General features: G+C 69.4%; 9 protein-coding genes. 4 read left to right on the top strand and 5 right to left on the bottom strand.

Annotation, left to right across the window (positions count from 1 at the left end):
- Positions 1 to 15: 15 nt before the first annotated feature.
- Genes hemQ through hemE form a run of 3 tightly spaced genes read right to left on the bottom strand, consistent with a single transcriptional unit; the run spans position 16 to position 3169 of the window.
- Positions 16 to 711 carry a hydrogen peroxide-dependent heme synthase gene (gene hemQ, locus AC0LPE_RS10180; RefSeq protein WP_006551366.1) on the bottom strand — a complete coding sequence of 232 codons (696 nt, stop codon included), beginning with the start codon at positions 709 to 711 and terminating at the stop codon, positions 16 to 18.
- 5 nt (positions 712 to 716) lie between these two features.
- On the bottom strand, positions 717 to 2075 hold the full coding sequence (locus AC0LPE_RS10175) for a protoporphyrinogen oxidase (RefSeq protein ID WP_490606125.1): 1359 nt from the start codon (positions 2073 to 2075) through the stop codon (positions 717 to 719).
- Positions 2072 to 3169, bottom strand: coding sequence for a uroporphyrinogen decarboxylase (gene hemE / locus AC0LPE_RS10170; RefSeq protein ID WP_016694449.1), 1098 nt, complete (start codon positions 3167 to 3169; stop codon positions 2072 to 2074). The genes AC0LPE_RS10175 and hemE overlap by 4 nt, the downstream gene beginning before the upstream one ends.
- Before the next feature lie 168 nt (positions 3170 to 3337).
- On the opposite strand from hemE, the gene AC0LPE_RS10165 reads away from it, so the two are divergent.
- The 3 genes from AC0LPE_RS10165 to AC0LPE_RS10155 all read left to right on the top strand — a co-directional run bounded on the left by AC0LPE_RS10165 (position 3338) and on the right by AC0LPE_RS10155 (position 6747).
- Positions 3338 to 3913 (top strand): DUF3000 domain-containing protein, encoded by a 576-nt coding sequence (locus tag AC0LPE_RS10165; RefSeq protein WP_026061620.1) that lies wholly within the window; start codon positions 3338 to 3340, stop codon positions 3911 to 3913.
- 50 nt (positions 3914 to 3963) lie between these two features.
- Positions 3964 to 5376, top strand: a complete 1413-nt coding sequence (locus tag AC0LPE_RS10160) for a WS/DGAT/MGAT family O-acyltransferase (RefSeq protein ID WP_490606124.1) — start codon at positions 3964 to 3966, stop codon at positions 5374 to 5376.
- Between the two features lie 117 nt (positions 5377 to 5493).
- The gene (locus tag AC0LPE_RS10155) at positions 5494 to 6747 is read left to right on the top strand and encodes an HRDC domain-containing protein (protein ID WP_490606123.1); all 1254 of its coding nucleotides are present in this window, start codon (positions 5494 to 5496) and stop codon (positions 6745 to 6747) included.
- Between the two features lie 48 nt (positions 6748 to 6795).
- Here AC0LPE_RS10155 and AC0LPE_RS10150 read toward each other — a convergent pair whose 3' ends face one another.
- Positions 6796 to 7596 carry an oxygenase MpaB family protein gene (locus AC0LPE_RS10150; RefSeq protein ID WP_160875997.1) on the bottom strand — a complete coding sequence of 267 codons (801 nt, stop codon included), beginning with the start codon at positions 7594 to 7596 and terminating at the stop codon, positions 6796 to 6798.
- Between the two features lie 287 nt (positions 7597 to 7883).
- Here AC0LPE_RS10150 and AC0LPE_RS10145 point away from each other — a divergent pair, with 287 nt between their 5' ends.
- Complete coding sequence (locus tag AC0LPE_RS10145) at positions 7884 to 9281, top strand: sugar porter family MFS transporter (RefSeq protein ID WP_145691752.1); 1398 nt, start codon at positions 7884 to 7886, stop codon at positions 9279 to 9281.
- Positions 9282 to 9356: 75 nt separating this feature from the next.
- On the opposite strand, the gene dxs is transcribed toward AC0LPE_RS10145, so the two are convergent.
- Positions 9357 to 11300, bottom strand: a complete 1944-nt coding sequence (gene dxs, locus AC0LPE_RS10140) for a 1-deoxy-D-xylulose-5-phosphate synthase (protein WP_490606122.1) — start codon at positions 11298 to 11300, stop codon at positions 9357 to 9359.
- Between the last annotated feature and the right edge of the window lie 136 nt (positions 11301 to 11436).

The raw sequence follows: 11436 nt of genomic DNA, 5'->3' as shown, positions 1-11436 counted from the left end.
CTCGTCGAGGTCACGTCAGGGTAGCGACGCGACGAGGGCTTCGACGTCGACCCGCGGTCCGGTGAAGAAGGGGGTCTCCTCGCGGACGTGCAGGCGCGCGTCGGTGGCACGCAGGTCGCGCATGAGATCGACGATGCGGTGCAGCTCCGGCGCCTCGAAGGCGAGGATCCACTCGTAGTCGCCGAGCGCGAAGGCCGGAACGGTGTTGGCGCGGACGTCGGGGTAGCCGCGGGCCGCCATGCCGTGGTCGGCGAGCATCTTGCGGCGCTGCTCGTCGGGCAGCAGGTACCACTCGTAGGACCGCACGAAGGGGTACACGCAGACGTAGTTGCCCGGCTCCTCCCCTGCGATGAAGGCGGGGAGGTGGCTCTTGTTGAACTCCGCGGGCCGGTGCAGTGCGGTGTTCGACCAGACCGGGGTGCTCGCGCGGCCGAGGATCGTGGTGCGCCGGAAGTCGGCGTACAACTTCTGCAGATCCTCGATGTGCTCGGCGTGCGTCCAGATCATGAAGTCGGCGTCGGCGCGGGTGCCGGCCACGTCGTAGATACCACGCACGATCACGTCGGTGTCGTCGAAGCGGGCGAAGAACGCCTTCGCGTCCTCGATCGCCGCGGTGCGGTCGTCGCCGAGGACGCCGGGCCGGACCTGGAAGACCGACCACATCGCGTAACGGAGTGTGGAATTGAGCTTGTCGTAGTCGAGACGTGCCATGACGTTCATCCTTCCATTCGTGCAGCCAGGCGTGCGGCCGCGGCCGTGCCTGTTGCGACACATGCGGGTACGCCCACACCGTGCAGCATCGCGCCGGCGACCTCGAGTCCGTCGATCCCTGCGATCTCGGCCTCGAAGGCGGCGACGATCTCGCCGTGGTGTTCGCGGTACTGCGGCAGCCCGCCGTGCCACCGCTGCACGAAGGCGGCCACCGGTTCGGCGTCGACTCCGGTGACGGTCGCGAGATCCGCGCGGGCCAGCGCGATCAGATCGGCCTCGGACGCGTCGACGAGCGCGTCGTCGCCGAACCGTCCGAACGACGCGCGGGCGAGCGCGACGGGTCGTTCGGCGAGGTGGGGCCATTTGCGGCTCGACAGCGTGAAGGCCTTCGCCGACAGGTTCTCCCCCGTCGCGACGAGGATTCCGGAGTTCTGCGGCAGGCCGGCGTCGTGCGGCAACGCGAGCGCGACCACCACCGACGAGGCGAGCGGGATCTGCGCTGCGCACTGCGCGGCGGATCTCACGCTGTCGGCGAGCAGCCGGGCGGCGTCCGGGGCGGGCACGGCGAGCACTACACCGTCGACCTCGCCGAGCGGGTCGACCGACCACCGGCCGGCGCTGCGCTTCAGTCCGGATGCCGCCGTGCCGTAGAGGAACTCGGCGTCGGCCTCGCGGACGAGGGCCTCGATCAGCACGCCGTAGCCCTCGCGCAGCGTCCCGAAGACCGGGGCGTCCGTCTTCGGGGGCAGGGCGCGGGCGACGGCCTCGCTCAGGCTCGTCGCGCCGGCATCGAGCGCCGCCGCGAGCGTCGGGACGGTGGCGCGGACACCCGCGGTGTCGGACAGCCCCGAGTACACCCCGCCGAGCAGCGGGTCGACGCTGCGCCGCACCACCTGCTCACCGAAGCGTGCTCGGACGAGATCCGCGACGGAGACGTCGGAGTCCCGGTCCCAGTGGAACGGCACGGTGGGTTCGGCGGCGATGCGTGCCAGGGTCTCGTCGTCGACGAGTCCTTCGACGGACTGCGCGGATGCGGGGATGCCCATCAGCGTGCCCGCCGGCAGCGGATGCAGTCGCGCGTCGGCGTACAGGAGGGGACGGGCCGCCGAGGGGTGGACGATGTGGTCGCTCAGGCCGAGTTCCTCGACGAGCGCGAGCACCTCGGGTCGGCGTGCGATGAACGCCTCGGCACCGACGTCGACCGGGTCGCCCGCGAGCGGGACCGTGCGGAGCTTGCCGCCGAGCCGCGTCGACCGTTCGAGCACGACGATCCGCGCGGCGGCGCCGAGCGAACGACGCAGCCGGTACGCGGCGACGAGCCCGCTGATCCCACCGCCGACGACCGCGACCGTCGGCGGGGTCACAGCGAATGCACCAGCTCGACCACTCGGGTGATGACGTCGGGATCGGTGTCGGGCAGGACACCGTGACCGAGGTTGAAGATGTGTCCGACAGCGCCGGCCTCGAGAGCACGGTCGGCCTCGGCGACGATGCGGCGCACCTCGCGTTCGACGACCTCCCGGCCCGCGAACAGGATCGCGGGGTCGAGGTTGCCCTGCAGGGCCTTGCCCGGGCCGACGCGGGTCGCGGCGACGTCGAGCGGGATGCGCCAGTCGACGCCCACCACGTCGGCGCCCGCCTCACCCATGGCGCCGAGGAGCTCACCGGTGCCGACACCGAAGTGGATGCGCGGCACCCCCGCACCGGCGATCTCGGCGAAGACACGCTCGGAGTGCGGCAGGACGTACTCGCGGTAGTCCGCGAGAGAGAGGGCACCGGCCCACGAGTCGAAGAGCTGGACGGCGTCGACACCGGCACCGATCTGCGCGCGGAGGAAGGCGATGGCGACATCGGTGAGCTTGCCGAGGAGGGCGTGCCAGGTCTTCGGGTCGGCGTGCATGAGCGCCTTGGTGCGCTCGTGGTTGCGGCTCGGGCCGCCTTCGACGAGATAGGAGGCCAAGGTGAAGGGCGCGCCTGCGAACCCGATGAGCGGGGTGTCTCCGAGCTCGCGGGTCAGCAGCCCGACCGCGCGGGCGACCGCTCCGACCTCCTCGGCCTCGAGGGTCGGCAGCGCGGTGACGTCGGCGGCGGTGCGGACGGGGTTCGCGACGACCGGGCCCGTGCCGGCGACGATGTCGAGGTCGATCCCGGCGGCCTTGAGCGGGACGACGATGTCGGAGAACAGGATGGCGGCGTCGACCTTGTGGCGCCGCACCGGCTGCATCGTGATCTCGCAGACCAGTTCGGGGTCGAAGCACGATTCGAGCATGCCGATACCGGCCCGGATCTCCCTGTACTCGGGCAGGGAGCGGCCGGCCTGGCGCATGAACCACACGGGGCGGTGGGCCGGCTTCTCACCGCGAGCGGCCGCCAGCAGGGGCGCATGGGGCAGGATCCTCCGCGCGGGGTAGTCCGCGGGCACCGCAGATCCGACGTTCGTGTTCTCCAAGCCGGTCATCGATCCTCGTTCTTCGGGCACTGCGCGCCGTCGCGCAGGGCAGCGTCTGCCGGGGCGCACACGGGACGTGTGGTCCGGACCCGTTGCCCATGCTGCCACGCCCGTGCCGTTCGCCGGAATCGGCGCGCCTCCCGCGTGCGGTGCGTCACCGGCACTAACCTCCGCTCGGTGACCACCTCGCCCGCCGAGCCGGCCCGCTTCCGTTCCGCAGTCGATGCGATGAACGCGGCCACCGTGCGCCCGGAGATCGAGGTCGGGCCGATCCGGCCCCCGCAACGGCTCGCGCCCTACAGCTACGCGCTGGGCGCCGAGGTCCTGCACGACGAGACCGACCGGGTGCCCGAACAGTCCGAGGGCGACGCGTTCGGCCGCCTCATCCTTCTCTACGACCCCGACGGCGACGAGGCGTGGCACGGAACCACCCGGCTCGTCTCGTACATCCAGGCCGACGTCGACGAGAGCCTGGCAGCGGACTCACTGCTGCCGGAGGTCGCGTGGAGTTGGCTCGTCGACGCCCTCGCCGCGCACGGTGAACCGCTCACGGCGCTGGGCGGCACGGTGACGGCGACGACCTCCGTGCGGTTCGGGGACATCGCCGGGCCGGGACGGGCCCACCAACTGGAACTGCGTGCATCGTGGACTCCGCAGTCCGACATGCTGACCCCGCACGTGGAGGCGTTCTGTGACGTCCTCGCCTATGCCGCGGGTCTGCCTCCGGCGGGGGTCGCGCGACTCCAGCGGTGAAAACCGGCGCAATCCGACCGGATTTCTAGAACCTGTTCTATTCTTGGTTCATGCAGCGTCTCAGCGGGCTCGATGCCGGTTTCCTCTATCTCGAGACCCCCAGTCAGCACCTCCACATCTGCGGGCTGATCGTGCTGGATCCGTCCACCGTCCCGGGTGGCTACGACTACGTGAGCCTGCGCAACGAACTCGAAGCACGCCTCACCGCCGTACCCCAGTTCCGGATGAAGCTCGCCGACAGCAGATTCAACCTCGACCATCCGGTCTGGGTCGACGACCACGACTTCGACCTCGACCGGCACGTCCACCACGTCGGCGTGCCCGCCCCGGGCGGCCGGACCGAGCTCGCGGACCTGTGCGGCCACATCGCCGCGCAACCCCTGGATCGCTCGCGGCCGCTGTGGGAGATGTGGTTCGTCGGCGGCCTCGACGACGGCAGGATCGCGGTCATCGCGAAGATGCACCACGCCGGGGTGGACGGGGTCTCCGGCGCCGCACTCATCGCACAGCTGTGCAGCCTCGACCCGGCCGATCCCCGGCCCGAACCGGTCCAGTGGGGTGCCGGCGACGCGAACGACCTCGCCATCGCGATTGCCGGAGCTCTCAACGTGGCCCGCCGGCCTCTCCACCTGCTGCGGATCCTGCCCGGCGCGGTCACATCGCTGACCTCGTGGATCGCCCGCGCACGACGCGGCGACGCCATGCCCGCGCCGTTCACGGCGCCGCGCACCCCGTTCAACTCCACCATCACCGGACACCGCAACGTCGGCTTCGCCGAGTTGAACCTCGACGACGTGAAACTGGTGAAGAACGTCTTCGGCGTCACCGTCAACGACGTGGTGATGGCCGTGTGCTCCGGTGCGCTGCGCCGATATCTGGAGCGGCGCGGCGAGCTGCCCGACTCGCCGCTCATCGGGATGATCCCGGTCTCGGTGCACGGAAGGTCGGATCGGCCGGGGCGCAATCAGGTCTCGGCGATGTTCGCCGACCTCCACACCCACATCGCCGACCCGGCCGAACGGCTGCGGGCACTCTCGGAAGCGAACGCGGTGTCCAAGGAGCACAACGCCGACCTCGGCGCGAACCTGCTGCAGGACTGGTCGCAGTTCCTCGGCGCGGCGGTCTTCGCCCCCGCGATGCGCGCGTACGCCGGGCTCCGCCTCGCCGACCGGCATCCGGTGATCCACAACCTCGTGATCTCCAACGTGCCCGGACCGCCCGTGCCGCTGTACTTCCTGGGTGCACGCATGACGGCGATGTACCCCTTCGGACCGATCTTCCACGGCGCGGCGCTCAACGTGACGGTGCTCTCCCTCGACGGCAGGCTCGACATCGGCCTGATCTCGTGTCCCGATCTCGTGCCCGACCTGTGGGAGCTCGTCGACGACTTCTCCCCCGCCCTCGAGGACCTCGTCCTCGCGGCCGGTACGGACAGCGACGATGTCGTCTCCCAGGAGGGCTGACACGGGCGTCCCGGAGAGGTTCGCGTGGCATCGAGCGGGTCCGCGCGTGTCCACCGATCGAACGTTCCGGACAGGAACGGAATTGCGCACGGGGACGACACCGCTAGAGTCACGCCCATGCCGGCACAGAACGACGAGGACGAGCAGAAGAGCACGAGCATGACGACGGTGCCGCTCCTCGAACCGCGCGACGGCGTCCCGGAGGTCGTCACCACGGCGCGCGGGGTCGCCGACGCGGCAGCGATGCTCGCGCGGGGACACGGCCCGCTCGCCGTCGACGCCGAACGCGCATCGGGTTACCGCTACTCGGCGCGCGCCTATCTCGTCCAGCTCCGTCGTGAGGGCGCCGGCACGGTGCTGCTCGATCCCATTCCGACACGGGACGACCTGGCTCCCCTGGCCGAGGTGATCAACGACCTCGAATGGGTCCTTCACTCCGCCGACCAGGATCTCCCCGGCCTGGCCGAACTCGGACTCCGCCCGGCGAAGCTGTACGACACCGAACTCGCCGGTCGTCTCGCCGGATTCCCTCGTGTCGGTCTCGCCGCGATCGTGGCCGAGACCCTCGGCCTCGAACTGCGCAAGGGCCACGGTGCGGCGGACTGGTCGACGCGACCGCTCCCCGACTCGTGGCTCAACTACGCCGCGCTCGACGTCGAACCGCTCGTGGAACTCCGCGAGGCGATGGCGCGCGAACTCGAGCGGCAGAACAAGACCGAGTGGGCCGCCCAGGAATTCGAGCACATCCGGCTCGCGGGGCCGCCCGCTCCGAAGCCCGATCGGTGGCGGCGCACGTCCAAGATCCACGCGATCAAGGACCGACGCCGTCTGGCGATCGTCCGGGAACTGTGGACCACACGCGACGAGATCGCTGCGCGGCGCGACATCGCGCCGGGGCGCATCCTTCCCGACTCCGCGATCATCGCCGCCGCAGAGGCGAATCCCACGACCGTCGAACAGTTGCAGAAGCTTCCGGTCTTCGGCGGTCCGCGACAGCGCCGTTCCTCCCGCGCGTGGCTCAACGCGATCGAGCGGGCCCGTGCGCTGCCGGAGGACCGGCTCCCACCCCTCACTCCGCCGCTGACCGGGCCTCCGCCTGCCGGCCGGTGGTCGCGCCACCACCCCGAACAGGCCGCACGTCTCGCCCTCGCGCGCGGCGAACTCGCCGCTCTGAGCGAGGAAGTCGCCGTTCCGGTCGAGAACCTGGTCAGTCCCGAACTCGTTCGGCGCCTGTGCTGGGACTGGGACGTCTCCGAGGGGGGCGACGTCGAGGAGTACATCGACGGCCGCTTCGCCGAGGGCGGGGCACGTCCGTGGCAGCGCGCGTTGACCGTGCCGCGACTCGCGAAGGCCCTGACGGCGGAGAACTGATCTCCGCCGCCTCTGCCGCATGCTGTCTCTTTCCGGCGCTGCCGCGTCCTAGGCAGCGACGTGCGCGGGCACCGCGGCGAACCTCTTACGCGCGTCGCGCAGGACCAGCTTCTTGGGCAGGTGGCGCGCCGCCGCGGGCAGCGCCCGGTAGGCGGGCACCGCGATCCGCATGAGGCGGTCGAACCATCGCTGGTGGGCCTCGGTCCATGTGAAGCCGTAGGCCTCACGGATACGGGGATCGAGCATGCCCAGGGTGAAGAACCTGTTGAGCGCCATCGCCGGCCGGACGACGATCGGCAGGTCGCCACCGGAGAGCAAGGCGCGTGCGTAGGAACGAACGGTCTCGTCGATCTCGAGATCGTCGACGACACTGTGCCAGTAGGCATCGAACGCGTCGAGGTCCGCGGGCCACATCTCCTCAGGTACCTGCAACGACGTGCCGTAGACCGCGAACTCGCGGTACAGCCGTTCGGCCTCGGCCCGGTCGAGGCGGCCGAAGAACCGCTCGTACACGTCGCGGCCGCCGTGGAACATCACCGCGGCGATCCACAACTGGAGCTTCGGATCGAAGGCGTTGTATCCGTCGGAGCGAACCGGTGCGTGGGCGCGGTTGACGAAACGCACCACCCTGCGCCGTTCCTCGGCGTCGCCGAACGCCACGAGGAAGATGTACGCGCTCGTGTTCCGGAAGCGTGTGACGGGATCGATGAGCGCCGTGCTGTGTTCCACCACCCCGTGCCCCACCGGAGGCAGAGCGATCTCCATGAGGAACCTCCGAGGTGAGGTCAGCAGGAACGCCGCTTCACCCACCACACCCTGTACCGTCGCATCCGGTCGTCGCCGAGTCATGGAACGCGACTGTATTCCCAGATCACACAGTGTCAAGCGGAGGTCCTCACCGGATGGGAAGGTCGCAGGCAGAGCAACGACGCGGAGAGAATATTCCTTAACTTCTTGCCCGCTCTGAGGCGTCGCCACACTCCGTCGATGCCCCGTTCGAAGTCCGCCCTGTGGGCGAGTTCTCGCCGGAAACGTCGAGTCGGCCGTTCACCCCGGCGTAATGTTCCACTGAAGAAAACACACTGTGTCCAGCCCTTTTCCCGCCCTCGCGGCCAGTCCGATCCAGGAGTTCCTCGGTGACCCAACCATCGACCGCACACGCCGCGAAAGTCATCGCCGTGACCGTCGCGGCGGCCGTGGGCGGTTTCCTGTTCGGCTTCGACAGCTCGGTCATCAACGGCGCCGTCGACTCCATCCAGGACAACTTCGCGCTCAGTTCGTTCGTGACCGGTTTCGCCGTCGCCATCGCCCTGCTCGGCTGTGCCGTCGGGGCATGGTTTGCCGGACGCCTCGCCGACAGTTGGGGCCGCAAGCGGGTGATGCTCCTCGGCTCCGCCCTGTTCGTCATCTCGTCGATCGGGTCCGGCCTGGCCTTCAGCGTTCCCGATCTCATGCTGTGGCGTGTGCTCGGCGGCCTCGGCATCGGTATCGCCTCGGTCATCGCCCCGACCTACATCTCCGAGATCGCACCCGCTCGCTACCGCGGCGCCCTCGCATCACTGCAGCAGCTCGCCATCACTCTCGGCATCTTCGCGGCCCTGCTGTCCGACGCGGTGCTGCAGAACGCCGCCGGTGGAGCGTCGAACGAGCTGTGGTGGAATCTCGAGGCCTGGCGTTGGATGTTCCTCGTCGGCGTCGCGCCCGCCGTCCTCTACGGCGTACTGGCGCTGACGATCCCGGAGTCCCCCCGTTATCTCGTCGGCAAGGACATGGACGAGGAGGCTGCGGCCGTCCTGGCCAACGTCACGGGCGAACTCCGGCCCGACGAGCGTGTCCGCGAGATCCGGCTGACGCTGCGACGCGAGTCGAAGGCGTCCTTCGGCGACATCCGCGGCCCGGTCTTCGGTCTGCAGCCGCTGGTGTGGGTCGGCATCACGATGGCCGTCTTCCAGCAGTTCGTCGGTATCAACGCGATCTTCTACTACTCGACGACCCTGTGGAAGTCGGTGGGCTTCACCGAGAACCAGTCGTTCACGACGTCGGTGATCACGGCCGTGATCAACGTGCTCATGACGTTCGTCGCGATCCTGTTCGTCGACAAGATCGGCCGCCGTCCGCTGTTGATGACCGGTTCGATCGGCATGTTCGTCAGCCTGCTGCTCGCCGCCATCGCCTTCTCGCAGGCGGTCGGCAGCGGTGAGGATGTCGAACTTCCGGCACCGTGGGGTGCGCTCGCCCTCGTCGGCGCGAACGCCTTCGTGATCTTCTTCGCCGCCACCTGGGGTCCGATCATGTGGGTGATGCTCGGCGAGATGTTCCCGAACCGCATGCGCGCGGTGGCCCTCGGTATCAGCACCGCGGCGAACTGGGTCGCGAATTTCACGGTGACACTGGCGTTCCCGCCGCTGACCTCCGCGGTCGGGCTGTGGTTCCTGTACGGACTGTTCGCGTTCTTCGCCCTGCTGTCGTTCTTCTTCGTCAAGACGAAGATCCCCGAGACCAAGGGCATGGAACTCGAGGAGATGCAGACCTAGTCGATACGGACGCGAGGGGCGGTATCCGGTGGTCCGGATACCGCCCCTCGCGTCTGTATGAGCGCGTCGGCCGACTCAGCCCGCTTCGCGATCGGACTGTTCCACCGCCGACGGTCGCGACCGCTCCTCGGCTTCGCTGTCGAGGCCGGCGACCCAGCCGGTGACCTGACGCGCCACGTCCTGGGCCGTCAGACCGAGTTCGGCGTGGATCTCGTTGCGGGAGGCGTGATCGAGGAACTTCTGCGGCACCCCGAGATCGCGCGTGGGTACGTCGACGTCATTGCGGCGCAGCGCGGCGGAGACCGCCGAGCCGACGCCACCGTGGAGGCCGCTGTCCTCGATCGTGACGACGATGCGGAAGTCACGGGCGAGGTCGACCACCGCGTCGGGCACGGGAAATACCCACCGCGGGTCGACGACGGCAGCGTCGATGCCCTGCTTGGAGAGACGATCGGCGACGTCGAGCGCGAGACCGGCGAAGGCACCGACCGCGACGATCAGTGCGTCGCCGCGACGCGATGGCGGCATCCGCAGCACGTCGACGGTGCCGTCGAGACGCTCGATCGCCGGGATGTCTTCTCCCACCGAGCCTTTGGGGAAACGGAGGACGGTCGGGCCGTCGGAGACGTCGAGCGACTCACCGAGTTCCTCGCGCAGCGTCGCCCCGTCGCGTGGAGCGGCGACCCGGATGCCGGGGACGATGCCCAGCAGGGACAGATCCCACATGCCGTTGTGGCTGGCGCCGTCGGAGCCCGTCACACCCGCACGGTCGAGCACCACGGTGACCGGCTGCTTCAGCAGCGCGACGTCCATGAGCAGCTGGTCGAACGCCCGGTTGAGGAAGGTCGAGTAGACGGCGACGACGGGATGCATCCCGCCGAGCGCGAGACCTGCCGCCGAGGTCACCGCGTGCTGTTCGGCGATGCCGACGTCGAAGGTGCGATCGGGGAACCGTTCGCCGAACTTGGCGAGGCCGGTCGGCCCGGGCATCGCGGCGGTGATGGCCACGACGTCCTCCCGCTTCTCCCCCAGCGCGATGAGTTCGTCGGAGAAGACCGACGTCCAGTCGGGGGCGGAGGCGGACTTCGCGCGACCCGTGCGCGGATCCATCACGCCCGTGGCGTGCATCTGATCGGCGAGGTGGTTCTCGGCGGGCGCGTAGCCGGCTCCCTTGCGGGTGACGGCGTGGACCAGGACGGGGCCGCCGTACGCCTTCGCGCGACGCAGAGCCGATTCCATCGCCTGCTCGTCGTGCCCGTCGACCGGGCCGAGATATTTGATGCCCAGATCCGTGAAGAGCACCTGCGGGCTGACGGCGTCCTTCACGCCGGTTTTCATGCCGTGCAGCACCGAGTAGGCCGCCGAGCCGATCCAGGGGATCCGCTTGACGATGCGCCGACTGTTGTCGAGCACCTTCTCGTAGCCGGGCTTGAGGCGCAGCGCCGCGAGGTGCTCGGCGAGACCGCCGATCGTGGGGGCGTAGGAGCGGCCGTTGTCGTTGACGACGATCACCATCGAGCGGTTCTGCCCGGCGGCGATGTTGTTGAGCGCCTCCCAGCACATACCACCGGTCAGCGCGCCGTCGCCCACCACGGCCACCACGGTCCGATCGGACTGTCCGGACAGCGAATAGGCCTTGGCGAGTCCATCGGCGTACGACAGGGCCGCCGAGGCGTGCGACGACTCGATCCAGTCGTGTTCGCTCTCCGCGCGGCACGGGTAGCCGGACAACCCGCCCTTCTGCCGGAGACTGTCGAACTCGTCGCGACGACCGGTGAGGATCTTGTGGACGTAGGCCTGGTGACCGGTGTCGAAGAGGATCGGATCGCGTGGCGAATCGAACACCCGGTGCAGAGCGATGGTCAGCTCGACGACGCCGAGATTGGGCCCGAGGTGACCGCCGGTCGCCGCGACCTTCTCGACCAGGAATTCCCGGATCTCCCCCGCGAGCTCGGTGAGCTCCACAGGGGAGAGTCGACGCAGATCGTCGGGCGACTGGATGCGGGACAGAACACCCAACTGGAACAGCTCCCTCCGGCTCGTGGCTCACGCTCGTCGCGCGAGTGATTTCCTCAGTCTACGGAGCGCGGGAACGGAGCGTCTCCCGCCACCGCCTCGCTTCCGCGTGATCTCCTGGTCACCGGCGGACGGATCG

Source organism: Rhodococcus sp. S3, assembly GCF_058211795.1.
Note: the sequence above shows the minus strand (reverse complement) of the source record. Positions and strands in the feature narration are given on the sequence as shown.

Bases quoted from the DNA above. Each gene is read 5' to 3' on its own strand.
- hemQ (WP_006551366.1), bottom strand. From the start codon at position 711: ATGGCACGTCTCGACTACGACAAGCTCAATTCCACACTCCGTTACGCG.
- hemE (WP_016694449.1), bottom strand. From the start codon at position 3,169: ATGACCGGCTTGGAGAACACGAACGTCGGATCTGCGGTGCCCGCGGAC.
- AC0LPE_RS10160 (WP_490606124.1), top strand. From the start codon at position 3,964: ATGCAGCGTCTCAGCGGGCTCGATGCCGGTTTCCTCTATCTCGAGACC.
- AC0LPE_RS10155 (WP_490606123.1), top strand. From the start codon at position 5,494: ATGCCGGCACAGAACGACGAGGACGAGCAGAAGAGCACGAGCATGACG.
- AC0LPE_RS10150 (WP_160875997.1), bottom strand. From the start codon at position 7,596: ATGACTCGGCGACGACCGGATGCGACGGTACAGGGTGTGGTGGGTGAA.